Annotated in this window: 12 protein-coding genes; 6 read left to right on the top strand and 6 right to left on the bottom strand. The window is 59.6% G+C overall.

Translation table 11 applies throughout. The annotated features are described in order from the left end of the window. Positions 1-109: 109 nt before the first annotated feature. Positions 110-3,637 (bottom strand): pyruvate:ferredoxin (flavodoxin) oxidoreductase, encoded by a 3,528-nt coding sequence (gene nifJ / locus ONB25_05115; protein ID MDZ7392272.1) that lies wholly within the window; start codon positions 3,635-3,637, stop codon positions 110-112. A 469-nt stretch (positions 3,638-4,106) separates the two neighbouring features. Here nifJ and ONB25_05110 point away from each other — a divergent pair, with 469 nt between their 5' ends. From ONB25_05110 to ONB25_05085, 6 genes are all read left to right on the top strand, one after another. Next, positions 4,107-4,259 (top strand): hypothetical protein, encoded by a 153-nt coding sequence (locus tag ONB25_05110; GenBank protein MDZ7392271.1) that lies wholly within the window; start codon positions 4,107-4,109, stop codon positions 4,257-4,259. Between the two features lie 539 nt (positions 4,260-4,798). Next, a complete protein-coding gene (gene pdxS, locus ONB25_05105; protein ID MDZ7392270.1) occupies positions 4,799-5,683 on the top strand; it encodes a pyridoxal 5'-phosphate synthase lyase subunit PdxS in 885 nt (294 codons plus the stop codon). 10 nt (positions 5,684-5,693) lie between these two features. Beyond that, positions 5,694-6,272 (top strand): pyridoxal 5'-phosphate synthase glutaminase subunit PdxT, encoded by a 579-nt coding sequence (pdxT, locus tag ONB25_05100; protein MDZ7392269.1) that lies wholly within the window; start codon positions 5,694-5,696, stop codon positions 6,270-6,272. Positions 6,273-6,306: 34 nt separating this feature from the next. Next, positions 6,307-6,753 carry a SoxR reducing system RseC family protein gene (locus ONB25_05095; protein ID MDZ7392268.1) on the top strand — a complete coding sequence of 149 codons (447 nt, stop codon included), beginning with the start codon at positions 6,307-6,309 and terminating at the stop codon, positions 6,751-6,753. 14 nt (positions 6,754-6,767) lie between these two features. Then, positions 6,768-10,781: a type IX secretion system sortase PorU gene (porU, locus tag ONB25_05090; protein ID MDZ7392267.1), complete on the top strand. Its 4,014-nt coding sequence runs from the start codon at positions 6,768-6,770 to the stop codon at positions 10,779-10,781. A 330-nt stretch (positions 10,782-11,111) separates the two neighbouring features. Further along, positions 11,112-11,894, top strand: coding sequence for a hypothetical protein (locus ONB25_05085; GenBank protein ID MDZ7392266.1), 783 nt, complete (start codon positions 11,112-11,114; stop codon positions 11,892-11,894). 150 nt (positions 11,895-12,044) lie between these two features. Here ONB25_05085 and ONB25_05080 read toward each other — a convergent pair whose 3' ends face one another. From ONB25_05080 to ONB25_05060, 5 genes are all read right to left on the bottom strand, one after another. Further along, positions 12,045-12,596, bottom strand: coding sequence for a porin family protein (locus tag ONB25_05080; protein MDZ7392265.1), 552 nt, complete (start codon positions 12,594-12,596; stop codon positions 12,045-12,047). 195 nt (positions 12,597-12,791) lie between these two features. Further along, on the bottom strand, positions 12,792-13,997 hold the full coding sequence (gene hemW / locus ONB25_05075; GenBank protein ID MDZ7392264.1) for a radical SAM family heme chaperone HemW: 1,206 nt from the start codon (positions 13,995-13,997) through the stop codon (positions 12,792-12,794). Then, the gene (gene lepB / locus ONB25_05070; GenBank protein MDZ7392263.1) at positions 13,933-14,670 is read right to left on the bottom strand and encodes a signal peptidase I; all 738 of its coding nucleotides are present in this window, start codon (positions 14,668-14,670) and stop codon (positions 13,933-13,935) included. The genes hemW and lepB overlap by 65 nt, the downstream gene beginning before the upstream one ends. Before the next feature lie 38 nt (positions 14,671-14,708). Continuing rightward, positions 14,709-16,349 (bottom strand): hypothetical protein, encoded by a 1,641-nt coding sequence (locus tag ONB25_05065; GenBank protein ID MDZ7392262.1) that lies wholly within the window; start codon positions 16,347-16,349, stop codon positions 14,709-14,711. Between the two features lie 9 nt (positions 16,350-16,358). Continuing rightward, entirely contained in the window at positions 16,359-17,114 is a 756-nt protein-coding gene (locus ONB25_05060; protein ID MDZ7392261.1) for an ABC transporter ATP-binding protein, read from the bottom strand. Positions 17,115-17,121 lie beyond the last annotated feature (7 nt).

Raw genomic sequence — 17,121 nt, 5'->3', positions numbered from 1 at the left:
GGCGTTCCCGCGGAGTTGAGCCGAAAAGCCCGCATTGGCCTTTCGATGCGGCTCGCAAACCGAAAAAAAAAGTCCCCCTGCTTTCGCAGGGGGACTGAGCTTTGGCTATCTATTCTGCGAGCTTCTTGTAGAAGGCATAGCGTTCCTTGACCACCTCCTGGAACTGGGGCCAGTAGGTCTGCGCCTTCTCCGGGAAGCTGATCTTGAGGGAGCTATACCGCTTCTCGCCCTGCAAGAACTCCTGCACGGGGATTTGGGGCTCTTTCGAATCGAGAATGAAGGGGTTCTTGCCCTCTTTCTTGAGCAGGGGGTTGTATCGGTACAACACCCAATAGCCCGAATCCACCGCCTTTTTCTCCTCTAGCTGCGTGAAGGCCATGTCGATACCGTGGTTAATGCACGGGGCGTAGGCGATGATAATCGACGGCCCTTTGTAGGCCTCTGCCTCGACTAGCGCCTTGAGGAGCTGATTCTTGTTCGCGCCCATCGCGACGGAGGCCACATAGACGTAGCCGTAGCTCATCATCATGAGGCCAAGGTCTTTCTTCTTGGTTGGCTTGCCAGATTCCGCAAAGCGTGCCACCGAACCGAGAGGCGTGGCCTTGGAAGCTTGTCCACCAGTGTTGGAATAGACCTCGGTGTCCAGCACCAGCAGATTGACGTTCCTGCCGGCGGCCATCACATGGTCCAGGCCGCCATAACCGATGTCGTACGCCCAGCCGTCTCCGCCGATAGCCCAGATGCTCTTGTCTACGAAGTAGGTGTCCAGTTCGCGGATGCGGGTGAGCAGGGTTTTTGCCTCTTCCCCGGCGCGTGCTATTGCTTCAGGCAGCAGGCTCTTGATGAGGCGCGCGTTGTCCATCGCGGCGGCGCTGGTGTCTTCCCACAGCTCCTGGGCCTTGAGCAGCGCGCCCCTCAGCTGACCATCCACGCCCATGGACAGCGCCTGCTCCACATAGCTTCGCAGCAGGCGGCGATTGGCGTCAACTGCCAGCCGCATGCCAAACCCGTATTCCGCATTGTCCTCGAACAGGGAGTTGGCCCATGCCGGACCGTAGCCCTCTGGGGTCTTGGTGTAGGGGATGCTCGGGAAGGTGCCTCCCCAAATGGAGGAGCAGCCGGTGGCGTTGGCAATGATCATCCGCTCGCCGAAGAGCTGCGTCAAGAGGCGCACATACGGCGTTTCCCCGCATCCGGCGCAGGCCCCGGAGAACTCCAGCAGGGGCTGCCTGAACTGACTCCCTTTTACCGTGGTCTCTTTCACCACCGTGCTCAGGACGTTCTCTGGCAGCGAAGTGAAAAACGCCACGTTATCATTTTCGCCTGCAGCCCGTTCCTCTTCGATGGTCTTGGCAACCAGCGCCTGCTTAGGACACTCGTTCACGCAATTGAGGCAGCCCACGCAGTCCTCGACAAACACCTGCACTTTGTAGTCGTACTTCTCGCCGTCCTTGCCGGTAGCGCGGAGTGTCTTGAACGTGGATGGCGCGTTGCCCAACAGCGTACGGTCGATGAGCTTGGCGCGGATCGCGGCGTGCGGGCACACGAATGAGCACTGGTTGCACTGGATGCAGTTCTCCGGAATCCAATGCGGCACGTAGGGCGCAATGCCGCGCTTCTCCAGGGCCGTAGTGCCGGAGCGCATAGAACCGTCAAAAGGCATTTGCGATACCGGGATCTGGTCTCCCTTCTCGCGCATAATAGGCTCGATGACGTTCTTGGTGAAGTCATCAGCATCATCCGGGATAAGCTTCTTGGGCTCCATGTGCTTTTTCGGAAGTGTAGCCGGCACCGGCACTTCTTGCAGCGCGGCCGCAGCGCGGTCCACCGCCTCCCAGTTCATTTTCACCAATTCTTCGCCACGCTTGCCGTAGGTCTTCTTGATGGCCTCCTTGATCATGGCAATAGCTGTGTCGCGAGGCAATACCCGGGAGATAATGAAGAAGGCAGCCTGCATCACGGTGTTGATGCGGCGGCCCAATCCCACCTCCTCGGCAATGCGCAGCGCGTCGATGTTGTAAAACTTGACCTTCTTCTCGATAATAGTGCGCTGCATGTCCTCGGTCAGGTTCTCGAAGGCCTCCTCGCGCGACCAGTTGGAATTGAGCAAGAAGACACCGCCTTCTTTGATTCCTTCCAACACGTCGTACCGCCCGATGAAAGCCTGATTGTGGCAAGCAATAAAATCAGCGTCCTCCACCAGGTAGGCCGACTGGATGGGCGAGTGCCCGAAGCGCAGATGGCTGCGGGTAATGCCGCCCGACTTCTTGGAGTCGTACTGGAAGTATCCCTGCGCGTACATGTCGGTGTTGTCGCCGATGATCTTGATGGAATTCTTGTTAGCACCCACCGTCCCGTCTGCCCCCAGTCCCCAGAACTTGCACGAAATGGTGCCTTCTGGCACCGTGTTGAGGCGCTCGGTGATCGGGATGGAGGTAAAGGTGACATCGTCGGTGATGCCCACGGTGAAACCGTGCGTGCACTTGTTGTCCAAGTGATCGTACACCGCCTTGACCATCGACGGGGTGAACTCTTTAGAGGAGAGCCCGTAGCGACCGCCGATGATGGTGATGTCCGGTCTGTGCTTGAGTGCCGCGACCACGTCCAAATAGAGAGGTTCGCCCACCGAACCTGGCTCTTTGGTCCTGTCCAGGACGGCGATTTTGCGCACGGACTTGGGCACCACCTTGGCGAACTCCTCGGCCGCAAATGGGCGGAACAGGCGGACCTTCACCAGTCCCAGTTTTGTGCCGCGCTTGGCGTTGAGGTAGTTGATCGTCTCTTCGATCGTCTCGCAGCCGCTGGCCATGGCTACAATCACCTTGTCCGCATCGGGTGCGCCCACGTAGTCGAAGAGGTGGTACTGCCTGCCGGTGTGCTTCGCCAGGAGGTCCATGTACTCCTGCACAATGGCCGGGCAGGCTTGGTAATACTTGTTGACGGTTTCTCTTCCCTGAAAGTAAACATCCGGGTTCTCGGCCCCAACCTTGACGAAGGGTCGCTCAGGATTCAGGGCGCGCTTGCGGAACTCCTCCACATAGCGCCAGTCCAACATCTCACGCATGGTATCATAGTCGATGACTTCGATCTTCTGGATCTCGTGGGAGCTGCGGAACCCGTCGAAGAAGTTCAAAAAGGGTACCTTGGATTTCAGCGTCGCAAGGTGGGAAACGACTGCCAGGTCCATGATTTCCTGGATGGAAGCCGCCGCCATTAGAGCAAAGCCCGTGTTACGTGCCGCCATCACGTCGGAGTGGTCGCCGAAAATGGACAGGGACTGGCAGGCCAGCGAGCGCGCCGACACGTGGAACACGGTGGGCAACATCTCGCCGGCGATCTTGTGCATGTTGGGGAGCATGAGCATGAGCCCCTGCGATGCCGTGAAGGTGGTGGTGAAGGCGCCGGCGGATAAGGACCCGTGCACGGCTCCGGCCGCTCCGGCTTCCGACTGCATCTCGATCACGTCGACCACCTGGCCAAAGATATTCTTGCGCCCCTTGGACGCCCATTCATCTGCGAGCTCGCCCATGGGCGAGGAGGGCGTAATGGGATAAATGGCCGCCACCTCGCTGAATGCGTAGGCCACATGCGCGGCGGCGGTGTTGCCATCCATCGAAGCTTTCTCAAAGCGTTTCATGGCAATCTCCTCGAAATATGAACCCTCAATCTTGGTGTGTCAAGGTCGCGCTGGGGGCTGAAACAGTGGGCCCCGAATACGCAAGGTGGCAATGTACAAATTTCTTCCCAAATCGTCAACCGATTTGTGCCCTCCTTTGCGTCATCGCGCAGAGGAAGCCACTTGGCGACGTTTCTTCCGTTGCGGCATGTAGGTATGCGGTTTTTGGCGCCTTCGAGTCTGTCAACGGTTGGGGCCACGGAACTAACGCTTCCCGTTGCCACACGGCCCGAAAAGGGCCCCGACACTCCGGCGGCACCGCCTGCGAGAACTATGATGACGGTTCCAGCGTGTAGACGCGTAAGTATTCTACGGCTTGCCGTAGTCTGGTGAATCTGTCCTGTGGGATCGGGTGCGGGCAGGACAAGTGCACCTCGCTTGAGGTGGAGTGGAGCTCTGGCAGGGGTATTGCATAGGAAGGGAAGAAGAGATGAAACAACAACTATGGCATCGTGGACCGGCTGAAGAGCAGCAGTTGGGCATCATACATCTTCTTTGTGCCGGCCTCGACAAGTACGCGCTCTCATGGGCCTTCGATTACTCGCTTGCGCCAGAAGAGTGGTGCCATTGTGCGGCACGATGAGGTTGGGACAGGGTGTACTGAGGGCGTCCTGGGCACGGCGTGTTGTGGTCGGCGGAGGGATTGGCCGACACCTGGCTCCAGCACCGCACACTCTCATTTGGGTGCACGGATTCGGCCAGGGTTTGTGTTTGCGTGCGGCAGTGCGGGGGAATCTCCATCCACCTATGGCCACACAAGCTTCCACCTCGCTTTTTGGCTACCCGGGAACCTTTTTGCCCTCGGCCGTCAACGTCTCTGCTCGTGCGGCCATAAACAAACACGAGGCGCAAGAACCTGCTTTGCCAGGTCCCCGTTGGAGTGCCGGTGACGCCTCCGGAGGCTTCTCGGGTCTCTGGAAAGTAGTCCGGGCTCTTGCCAGGGGCTCGGAACCTGGAAGGCCGTGTTGGCGTTCTTGGCAGGTCTGTGCACCGCAACTCTCACAGGATTAGGCCGGCTGCCTTATGTGAAGAAAGCGATTGTCGCTTGCACTTTGCCCCCCGATTTCGTATATTTAACGCGGTCAAAAAAGGGGTAGCGGATTTGCAATGAGGTTCTGATAGATGAGAACAGCCGAAGATATGAAGCTCAAGGTTGGCCTCGCCGAAATGCTCAAAGGCGGGGTGATCATGGACGTGACTAACGCCGAGCAGGCAAGGATTGCCGAGGATGCTGGGGCCGTTGCAGTGATGGCGCTGGAACGTGTGCCGGCGGACATTCGCGCCCAAGGGGGCGTGGCCCGGATGTCGGATCCGGCGGTGATCAAGGCCATCCAGAAGGCAGTCTCCATTCCGGTGATGGCCAAGTGCCGCATCGGCCACTTTGCGGAGGCGCAGGTGTTGGAGGCTCTTGGCGTGGATTTCATCGACGAGAGCGAGGTGCTGACGCCGGCAGATGAGGAGCACCACATCGACAAGTGGAAGTTCAAGGTGCCCTTCGTCTGCGGCTGCCGGGATTTGGGCGAGGCCTTGCGGCGCATCGCCGAGGGGGCAGCCATGATCAGGACCAAAGGCGAGGCGGGAAGCGGAAACATTGTTGAGGCCGTGCGGCACATGCGCATGGTGCAGTCGGCCATTCGCCACATCACCACGTTAGGCGATGAGGAGCTGGTGGCGGAGGCCAAGCGCCTTGGCGCGCCGTTGGAGCTGGTGCGCTACGTAAAGGAGCACGGGCGGCTGCCGGTGCCCAACTTTGCTGCGGGTGGGGTAGCGACCCCTGCCGACGCATCGCTCATGATGCAACTGGGGGCAGAATCGGTCTTTGTGGGGAGCGGTATCTTCAAATCGTCCGACCCGGCAAAGCGGGCGAAAGCGATTGTTTCGGCTACCACCCACTACCTGGACTTTGACCTCATCGCGCGAGTGAGCGAAGGCCTGGGCGAGCCAATGCGCGGCATCGATGTGGCCAGCCTCCCAGAGCAGGAGCGCATGGCGGTGCGCGGCTGGTAGGAGGTGTGGCGTGAAGCAAGTGCGGGTGGGCGTGCTGGCACTGCAGGGCGACTTCGAAAAGCACCAACAGATGCTGGCGCGCCTGGATGTGATTCCAGTGCTGGTGAAAACCGCAGAACAGCTGCGCAAATGCCAGGGGCTCATCATCCCCGGCGGGGAATCAACAACGCTGAGCCTGTTACTCCGCAAGCATGGTCTGTGGGACCAGGTGAAGGATTATGCGCGTGAGCACCCGGTGTTTGGTACCTGTGCCGGACTCATCCTGCTGGCGGCCACGATCGAAGGCGCTCCGGTGGAGAGCCTGGGGCTCATCGACATCCACGCCCGACGCAACGCCTACGGACGGCAAGTGAACTCTTTTGTCGACACCATCAAGGTGGACTTTGGCAACGGTGCCTTTGACTACGAAGGGGTGTTCATCCGCGCCCCGAAGGTCATTGCAATGGGCCAGGGCGTTCGCCCACTGGCTTGGCACGGAGAGGATGTGGTCATGGCTGAACAGGGGTTGGTATTAGCGGCCACGTTTCACCCCGAATTGACCGAGGACCCCCGCATCCATGAGTACTTCGTAAGCAAGCTAACGGGCTGAGCGGCACAGGACGGATCCTTCCCGGAGAGAAAACATGCGCGAGTATGGCCAAGTCGTGGCCGTCGATGGGGACCGGGCGCAGGTGAAGGTGGTGCGAGGGGACAAATGTGGCGAGTGCCAAGTGTGCCGGGCCTTCGGGGAAGGTGGGGGGATAATGGAGGCCCGGAACCGGATCGGGGCAGCAGTGGGCGACCTGGTGGAGGTGGAGGTGAGTCCCAAGACGGTGGTGGGTCACTCGATGTTGCTCTTCATCGTTCCATTGGTTTTTCTCATGCTCGGTTATGTGCTCGGTCGTGCGCTCCCCTGGCCGGCGACCGGAGGGGCTGAGATGCGCGGCATCCTGGGCGCCTTCCTCTTCTTGACGCTGAGTTTTTTCCTTGTGCGTGCTTATGACCGCTGGTACGCACGCCGACACGAGGAACCTGCCCAGGTGGTCGCCTTTGCCATGCCGGTAGCTCAAGACCCCACGCTCCCTTCCTGAACAGGCAATGACCGATGAAAAGCTGGAGACTTTCTACCCTCGCCTCCTCCGTCATCGCCTTGTGTGTCCTGCAAGGATTTGTGGACGTACCACCGCCTACTGCGCAGCAAAGTCCCGAGCAAGGTGTTCTGGCGGTGACCCATCTTGATGGGGTAACCATCACTTTTTCGCCTCACGATTGGACTACCTCCACCGTAGTGCGGAGCGAAAAGGAGTACACACTCCTCAGCTTCCGCTATGCCCAGCTTGTGGGTAAGCCGGGGCAGCCCCAACTTCCTGCGCGCGCTTTCTTGGTCGGTATCCCGCTGGATGCGGAGGTGACCGCGAGGGTGCTGGATGCACCCTTCAAAGAGCTTGAAGTGGGGCAGATTCTGCCGACTCCGCGGTTAGGCCGGGATGAGGAAGGCTTGCCGAAAGAAGAGTTTGTGCCTGACAGCCTCATCTACGGACGTCCAGAGGCGTGGCCGGAATCGCCTGTGCTGGTAGGGAGCCCTGGCATGGTGCGGCAGCAGCGGGTGGTCAAAGTAACCTTTATCCCTGTACAATACCTGCCGTCCACGCAGCGAATAAGGCGGTACGAGCGCATCTCGGTGCGCCTTACCTGGTCGCGGAGGGAGAGGGGACCAGACAGCCCCGTGGTTTCCTCGCCCCGCGAAGAAGACTTTTACCGCGAGCTGCTCGTCAACTATGAGCAGTGTCGCCCCTGGCGGGTGAGGAGGGTTGCTCACGAGGCTGGCCTACGAAAGCCCGCCGAGAGCGGTCCGTGGTACAAGATTGTCGTGCAAGAGGAAGGCCTGTATCGCCTTGACGGGGCCCGGCTGGCCGCTGCAGGCGTCAATCTTGCCAGCATCGACCCGAAAACGCTCCGGCTCTACAACAATGGCGGGCTAGAACTCCCTCAGCCTCTTGGCGCACCAAGGCCTGATAGCCTGATTGAGAATCCCATCCTGGTTTACGACGGTGGCGATAACCGCTTCGACAGCAACGATTACCTCATTTTCTACGGCAAATCGGTGCGGGGGTGGACGTTTGACCCGGGGTTGCTGACGTGGAAGCACTATGTCAATCGCTATACGAGCGAGAACGTGTACTGGCTTACCTGGGGTCAAAACGTAACCGGCAAACGGGTGCCAGCTGTGCCCTCTGCCTCGCCGCTGGAGGCCCACGAGGTCACCAGCTTCACCGACCACGCTTTCTTCGAACAGGACATCACCAACCCCTTCGGGAGTGGCTTGCTCTGGTTCGGGGCGCTCTTCACCCATGGAGATACGCGCACGTTCAGAATCGAGCTTCCCAATGCCCTCCCAGAGGATTCGGCGCGCTACGTCTTCAATGTTGTTGCCGCCTCCGTGGGTCAGCACTTGTTCACTTTCTCGGTGAATGGGAACGTGCTCGGGAGCGTGGATCTGGCGAACTATACTAAGGACGTGCTGCGGATTGGAAAATGGGAGACCAGCGCAGTAGGAAAGTTGGCCAGCGGGAACAACGCCATTGCGGTGCGTTTGACCGGGAGCTCGGCACTCGCCCAGGGGTATTTGGATTGGTTTGAGGTCCATTACCGCCGGGCGCCGGTGGCAGTGAATGACCAACTTCTCCTTTATGCCCCGCCAGGCCAGGGGCTCCAGCGCTTCACAGTGCGCGGGTTCAGCCAGAGCGATGTTCTCGTGCTTGACGTGTCTGACTTTTGGCGCATCCGGCGAATCGAACCCTTAAGCGTGAGTTCCGGGGTCGTCACCTTTGTGGACTCGGCGCGTGTCCCAGACGGACGGCGGTACTTGCTTTGCGCCAGCTCGGCGTTTAGGACGCCGGTCTCGATTCGTGCCGACGCTGTCTCCAACCTGCGCGACCGGCAGAACGGTGCAGACCTGGTGATTATTGCGCCGGATGACTTTTACGACCAGGCGATGCAGCTCAAGAGCTTGCGCGAAAACTGGAACTCATCAGCCCGCATGTCCACCCAAGTGGTGCGTATCTCTGATGTGTACGACGAATTCTCCTGGGGGCTGGTTGACCCAACAGCAATTCGCGACTTCTTGCGGTATGCGTACGAGCGCTGGTCGCAGGCGCCCACGCACGTCCTGCTCTTCGGGGACGGCGACTATGACTATCGCAACGTGCTGAGCCAGGCAGATGCTAACTGGGTCCCGCCTTACGAGAGTGGCCACACCGACAAGACAGCTTCCATCACTTCCGATGACTGGTTCACCTACATTTCCGGAACCGACGAGCAGCCAGACATGGCCATAGGTCGCCTGCCGGCACGTTCCCCCGCAGAGGCCCAGCAGATGGTAAACAAGATTGTGGCCTACGAGACCATGCCCCACCACGGCGACTGGCGCAACGCAGTGACCATGGTGGGCGACGACGAGCTTGTACTGGGTGGGGCGGGAACGGAGCTGATCCACACCCAGCAGGCGGAGACACTGGCTGAAGAGGCGATCCCGAAGTCGTTCGATGTGAACAAAGTCTACCTTGTGGAATACCCCGCGGTGCGCAGCCCAGCTATTTCTGGCGTGGTCAAGCCCGCGGCCAACCAGGCGCTCTTAGACCAGATCAATAAGGGGAGCCTGATTATCAACTTTGTCGGGCACGGGAACCCGCAGCTCTGGACCCACGAGCGGGTGCTGAACTTGCCGGTTGATTTTCCAAAGATTCAGAACGGCGAGAAGTATGGCTTGTGGATTGCCGCTACCTGTAGTTTTGGGCGCTTCGATGATCCGTATGAACAGTCGATGGCAGAGGAGCTGGTGACGGTCGAAGGGAGAGGTGCGATTGCTGTCGTAGCTGCCGCACGCGACGCATGGTCCCACCAGAACGCCGACCTGAACAGGCGCTTCTTGGTGAAACTGTTTGCCGAATATGCCACAAGAGGACAGGTGCGTACGCTGGGGGAGGCCCTATGGTTGGCCAAATTGATGACGGCCTCGGCAGAGAATGAAGACCGGTACCTCATCCTCGGGGACCCCAGCCTCCGCATCGGTGCTCCTCGTTATCAGGCAGTGATTGAGTCACTGCAACCAGACAGCTTGGCCGCGCTGGCGGTGACCACGGTGACTGGCAGAGTGTTCCGCAACGGCGCACCCTGGGATGACTTTACGGGCCTGGCGCTGGTCAAGGTATTCGACACCCGTCGGCCCCGTAGCTACAGTGCCAGCGGGGGTGGTACAATCAACTACGTCCTCCCCGGCAATGTGCTCTTTCGTGGCCAGGCAAAGGTGGAACAGGGCCGCTTTGCCATCAAATTCATCGTGCCTAAGGACATCTCGTATGGTGGGACTGATGCCCGCGTGAGCGTCTATTTCTGGGGGCACCAGGGAGACGGCGCTGGCTTCCGCAGCGGACTGCGCGTGGGCGGCACCGGGGCCCAGGTGGCTGATTCCCAAGGGCCGCACATTACCATCGGCTTCCGCGACCGCCTCTTTGCCAGTGGGGAGTACGTAGGTCCCAATCCGACCGTGCGCGTACAAATCAGTGACTCGCTGAGCGGTGTGAACATTGCGGGCGATGTGGGGCACAAGATCACCATGGTGCTGGATGGGCGGGAGGAAGAGCGGAAAGACCTCACGGAGTTTTTCAACTATGACCAGGACAGCTACACCAGCGGCAGTATCGAGTATCAGCTTTTCGACCTTGCGGAAGGGCCGCACTCGGTGGAGATAAAGGCCTGGGACAACTCAAACAACTCCAGCGTGGCCACGGCAACGTTCACGGTTGTGGCAGAGCGTGAGTTGAAACTCAGCGAGGTGGTCAACTTCCCCAACCCATTCCGTGATCGCACCGATTTCACCTTCCTCGTGAGCCGCGAGGCGGACGTCACCATCAGCATTTACACCCTCGCCGGCCGCATGGTAAAGAAACTGCGTCTGCACGCCGTGAGCAACTTCAACGCGGTGCCCTGGGACGGGCGGGACGAAGACGGGGACGAACTGGCGAATGGCCTGTACCTCTACCGCATTGTGGCCCGCGCACAGGGGAGCGATGGACCCGTGTCGGCCGAGGCAATCGGCAAGTTGGTGATCGCCCGGTAATCGCCTTCCAGCACGGCCACCACAGACTGCAGACCTCCACTTGGTCCCCCCGTCCTGCCGCTGAGAGGCTGGATCAAGGCCGGCCCGTAACCTTGTCGAGGACGGCTGAAGCGCTGTGGAGCGCATTGCGGGTAGGCCTTCATTTCAGCCGCATTGAGATCTCCTCGGGGTGAGGGGACCGGCTTGGGACTGCCACCGTACTCCCCTGGAAGCTCCTGTCCGCGCCTCTCCTGAACCGCGTTCAAATAACATTTGACTTTTTCCCGAAAAATTCGTACAATTCGCAGCATTTTGCGGAGTCCGTAGGGAACCAATGCAAGGAGGAGCGTCATGAGGCAGCTGATCGTTGCGGTAGCCGTCATGTTATTGGCTGTGGCATGGCCGGTGTTTGCCCAAGAAGAGACCGCGCCTAGCGCGGTGGAATGGTTGGCGCGGGGCGACAAGAGCTACGAGAACTTTGACAACAAAGGGGCTTTAGAGGCCTACAGGCGGGCTACTCTTGCCGATAGCACTAACTGCGAGGCATGGTGGAAACTGGCCCGTGCCTACGTGGATGTGGGCGAACAGGCCGACAAGACTCAAAGACGGCAGTACTACTCCTTGGGTGAAAAAGCGGCGCGGAAGGCGGTGGGGCTTTGCCCGAACAATGCCGACGCCCATTTTGAGTTGGCAGTGGCTGTGGGACGCGTGGCACTGGACGTGGGCGGAAAGACCAAGGTTGAGTTGTCGAAAGAGGTCAAGGCCGAAGGAGAAAAGGCACTTGAGCTCGACCCAGAGCACGATGGCGCGCTTCACCTCCTTGGGCGCTGGCATCGGGAGGTGGCCAATCTGAGCGGTGTCCTCAAGGCATTTGCTAAGGTGCTGTATGGTGGGCTCCCACCAGCCTCCAATGAGCAGGCAATTGCCTACTTCAAGAAGGCTATCGCCGTCAAGCCGGAACACATCAATCACCACCTGGAGCTAGCAAGGACCTACCGGATGGTGAACAACTGGGCTGCGGCGAAGGAGCACTATGAAAAAGTGCTCGCCCTGCCGGTGAGCGATGCCGATGACCCAACTTACAAAGAAGAGGCCAAGATAGAGCTCCAGGAAGTGGAAAAGAAGTTGCACTGAGTCCCAGCATGGGCAAAGAGGGCGGAGATCGTCTCCGCCCTCTTTGTCTCGACCGCTACCCGAGGCCTCAACAGGCGGAGGGGTGCGCCTGAGGTGTGCGAGGGTTCTCTCCGAGGCCTCCCGGCAGCAGTTCGGACCTGTCGACCAGGCCTAGAGGCGAAAGAGCAGTCCCAGAGTTATGGCGTAAAAGTCCGCCTTCATCTCCTCGCTTCCTGGCACAGCGGAAAAATCATAATCGATGAAGACATAGCGGACATCTCCCGCCAGGTGTGCGTTTTTCCCCAGCGGAAGGTCAACCCCAACGCCAAAGTGCCAGCCGAACTTCTGTTCCTTGCGCTGCTGCACGCTAGCGTGAGGGAGCGCCACGGGCTCATATTCCACCTTGAGGTTGTGCCAGCCTGCTCCGATCACCCCGTACAGTATCGGCAAGGGATAGATCAGGCCGGTGACCATGACTGGCCAACTGGTGAGGGTCATCTGCCCCCTCTGGTATTCTTCGCGGCGATAATCCACGGACCCCTCGATGGCGAGTCCGGGGCCAAACCGTAAGCGCGCTGCTCCGCCTGCAAACAGCTTGCCTTCATCGGCGTCTGGCGCCTTATAGTAGCCAACACGTGGGCCTAGCGAGAGAGGCCCTCGGGCAGACGCGACCACTGGAGCACACAGCAGCACTGCCACTCCCAAGACCGTGATTTTGTTCATAGCGCTCTCCTTTCCCAAATTCGGGATGGACGACACTTAGCATCTTGGCCAGCCCAGCCGTCGGGTGCTCTGGGCCTCATCGCTGTTGTAGGATACACACAACGCCTGGAACCCCGTGTGATCTTGGTCACATTCTTGCATGTTCTCCATGCTCATAAGGCCGCACCGGAAGCCCACCTCTGCGGGTTGAGAAGCTTAGCTCAGCAGGCGGCAGACTTCCTCATGCAACCAGAAGCCGTGTGGCGTGAGGCGGATGTGCATCCCGTCGTCTTGCAGGAGTGGCGCTTCAGAGGTCCTGCGCAATTGGGCAACGCGTCGAGCGAGGCTACCTCTCATGTCAGCCGGCAGGCGGCGCATGTCCAGGCCTTCCGCGGTGCGGAGGGAGAGCATGAGGGTTTCCAGATGCTGTTGTTCTGGGGAAAGAAGTTCACTCCCCGCCACGGGGAGCGTACGCTGAGCCAGGGCTTGGCAATAAACCCCAAGGTCTTTGTGATTCCACCAGCGGCGATTCCCGACAAAGGAGTGGGCCGAGGGGCCGAGTCCTAGGTAAGGGTGACGCTTCCAATAAAGCTCGTTGTGGCGACAGCGGCGGCCGGGCAGCGCATAGTTGGAAATCTCATAGTGCTCATACCCGTGAGCGGTGAGCAGCTCATGAGCAAAGAGGTACATGCGTCTTTCAGTCTCTGCACTGACTGGCGCGATCGCTCCCCTGGCCACTTCCCGCGCCAGAGGGGTCTGTGGCTCGATGGTCAGAGCATACGTGGAGACATGCTCTGGGCGCCAACGCAGCACCTCGCGCAAGGTGCGTTCCCAGGTGCGCGGTGTCTGCCCCGGGATGCCAAAGATGAGGTCGACGCCCAGATTGTCAAATCCTGCTTCTCGTGCGGAGCAAAAGCTTTCAGCTGCCTCCTTTGTGCTGTGGATTCTCCCCAGCGTGCGCAGCTCCTTAGATTGCAGCGACTGCACGCCCAAGCTCACCCGGTTCACTCCGGCTGCACGCAGTTCAACCAGATCAGAGCCCGAAAGGGTGGCGGGGTTGGCCTCCAAGGAGGTCTCTGCGTCCGGCGTGAGGGAAAAGTGCGATTTCACCGCCCCAATGACTGAGGCCACCTGCGCAGGTTGCAGCAGGGAGGGGGTGCCGCCGCCGAAGTAAAGGCTGACAAAACGAAGCGACCCGAACTGCGGGTCGCCGGCGTAAAGGGCTATTTCGTGCTCAAGGGCCTGCAAGTATTGCCCTTGCAACTCGTGGTCGAGGGGGACCGAATAGAAATCGCAATAGGGGCATTTGCGCACGCAGAAGGGGACGTGGACGTAGAGTCCTGCACAGAGTGCAGGCTCAGCGGATGATTTTCCCCAGTCGCGTCCAGCGGATTTTCTTGAGCAGGTTGTAGACCGGCGCACGGGAGTCCCACGAAAAGTAGATGACCATTGCCTCGCCCACGACGTTGTCGAAGGGGAGAGGCCCCCAAAACCGGCTGTCTGCGCTATTGTCGCGATTGTCGCCCATCATGAACAGATGACCGGGCGGTACCACGATAGGCCCAAAGTTGTCAAAAGTTCTACCGCGAAAATCATAATGCCGGATGTTGTATTTCTGCCCCTGCGGCGTGGTAATGCGGTACTCCACCACATAGTGCCCATCTTCTGGGTCATACCGCCGTCCCACGAGTTCTTTGGTCCCTTCGGGTTTCCCGTTCACGTATAGGTCGCCGTTGCGAACTTCAATGGTGTCCCCTGGCAGGCCCACGCAGCGCTTGATGTAGTCAAGCCGTTGGTCAAGCGGGTATTTGAAGACGATCACCTCGCCTCGCTTTGGCTTCTTGACCGCAGGGAAGCGGAAGTGGGGGATGTTGGCCTTGACAAGTGGCAAGGTGCTGGGCGTGCGTACGCCGTAGATGAACTTGTTTACCATGAGAAAATCGCCGATCAGCAGCGTATCTTTCATCGAGCCAGTAGGGATGCGGAAGGCTTGAATCACGAGGAGGCGCAGGATGAGCGCGGCGATGACTGCCACGGCCACTGCTTCTGCGTATTCATGGATAACGCTCTTCTTCCGCCCTGTGGGTTGTTGCATGTCCGTTCCTTTCTCAGGTCAATTATGTCCAGCTCAGTTCAATATGTCCATCCCATTGTCTCAATCCGCCGGGAGGCCAGCAAAAGGGAACCCACCGCTATGGCCATGCTGGTAGCCAGAACCACCAAGCTTCCACCGGCGACCGCCACGCTCTGGCGTACGCCCGTCACAGCTCCGAGGACGAGATAGGTAGCGAATCCCATGCCGGCGAGGGCGCCAAGGCAGAGCAGCGGTAGCACTGCAGACAGCACTCCGCCGCCCACCGTGATCATGCGCTTTGGGGTCTCCCAGTCAAAGTCAGCGAAGTATGCCCCCAGGGCAGTGCCTACCCCACTCATTGCCATGCACCCCACACTCGCTGCTGCGAAGCCGACAGCGCCAACGGACAGCGGGTGACCGAAGATGACGGTGACAACGATGGCACCGAACAGGGAGACCACTGTGCCCAGCAGCCAGCCCACCAGCAGCTTCGCAGCCAAGAAATTCACCGCAGGTTCCGGCGCCAGCTTGTTGAGGTAAAAGGCCTTGCCTTCCAGCGGGATCAAGCGTGCGGCAATGCCCACCGTGCTCATGGCGGCAAATAGAGCTACGAAGGCAAAGGGCATGAGGGTCTCAAAGCGGGAAAGCTCTTCGCCCTCTGTGTCGCGCTTGAGGATGATGGCCATCACCGCCATCATCGCGGCCAACATGATCAGTTGCATGAGCTGAGTGGGGTCGCGGCGCAACAGCCTGATGTCTCGGGCCATGGCCGCCCGCACTGGTGAGGCAGCCACGCCTGAACCCATCGGTCGTGCTCTTCTGTCAGGGGCAGGGGAACCCAACGTCGCCGCCTCCTCTTTGCCCACCCCACGCGCGTAAACGCTGTCCACCAGCCAAACACTGAGGAGGATCATTCCCGTCGTGGAAGTCACGAGCAAGGTGGCAAATGTGGCAGCACTCGCCCAATCTGCGCGCAACATGCCGGCCATGGTCTGGGCTGCCCACCCGGCGGGGGTCAGCCCAAAGAGTTGCAGGCGAGCAATGGCCAGCAATTCCTCGATACCACCGAGGCGTCCTGCATCCAGCGAACTCCGCAGGAGCTGCATGCCACTCCACACCGCCAAAAAGACTAGGGCCAGGGCAACGCTCATCACTTCGCGCGCCCGCCGTACCGGCACCACATGCACCGCTGCCAGTGCCACCATGGCCGAAAGACTGGTGGGCACACCAACGAACACTGTTGCTACAATGAGCATTGGCAAGTACCACCACCACGCTGCTTTGTGCGCAGCCCCAAAGCCCAGAAGCACCGGCAGGCCCAACATCACAAACATGGAAGAGTTGCTAAGAGTTGCCTCCAGCAACTTGTACATGAACACCGTCCGCCGTGGTATCGGGACAGAAAGCAAAAGTGGGAGGTCATGGGAAATGAAGAGGGTATGGATGCAGATGGTCGCTCCGCTGAGCAACAACGCCACCAGCAGCGCAAGGAGCACCGCCGCCAACACTCTGGTGGCCACCTGAGTCCCCGCCCCAAGGACTATGGCCGAAAAAAGCGCATGTGCCCCCTGAAACAGATAGTAGACAAACCCCATCCACAGCGCGATGAGGAGCAGGATGCGCAGCCGACGGGAACGATCGGCCCTGCGGATTAGATTTGCGTACATGCGCAGCTTGTTGCGGAGAAGGAGGGCGAGCATGGCGGGGGCCTAACTTTCCTGGAGGTACCTGAGCACTTCGCGGTACTCGTCCCCGCCGGTCAGCTCCAGAAAAATGTCCTCCAACGACTTGTGCTCGGCAAATCTCTCGCGTAGCTCCTTCATGGTACCCAGGGCGATGAGTCGTCCCTTGTCGATAATTCCCACGCGGTCGCACATCGATTCGGCGATCTCGAGAATGTGTGTGGACATGAATACGGTGACGCCGCGCTGCACGAGCCCGCGAAGGAGGTTCTTCAAGTTGCGCGCACTTTTCGGGTCCAGGCCCACGGTGGGTTCATCCAAGAACAAGACCTGCGGGTCGTGGATGAGGGCTCCACTCAAGGCTATTTTCTGCTTCATACCGTGGGAATAGCTCTCGATGAGCCGATCTATGTGAGTATCGAGGTCAAATATCTCCACCAGGTGTTCCAACCGACGGCAAGCCGTCTGGCGATCGATCCGGTACAAGTCCGCCATGAAGAAGAGAAACTCCCGACCGGTGAGTTTCGGGTACACATAAGGCCTTTCTGGTACCAGGCCCAGACATTTCTTCGCCTCCAGAGGCTGGGAGGTGATGTCAAAGCCCTTGATGCGCACCGAGCCTCGGTCAGGCTTGAGCAAGCCGGTCATCATCTTGATGGTTGTGGTCTTGCCCGCCCCATTGGGACCAAGGAAGCCAAACAACTCTCCGTCTACGGTGAGGGATAGGTCCTCCACCGCCACTGTGGATCCGTAGCACTTGCGCAAACCTTCGGCAACGATCATCTTCTGC

Source organism: candidate division KSB1 bacterium, assembly GCA_034506335.1.
GTDB lineage: Bacteria > Zhuqueibacterota > Zhuqueibacteria > JANLFK01 > Oleimicrobiaceae > Oleimicrobium.
The sequence above is the reverse complement of the archived record's forward strand: the minus strand, read 5'-3'. Positions and strand labels throughout refer to the sequence as shown.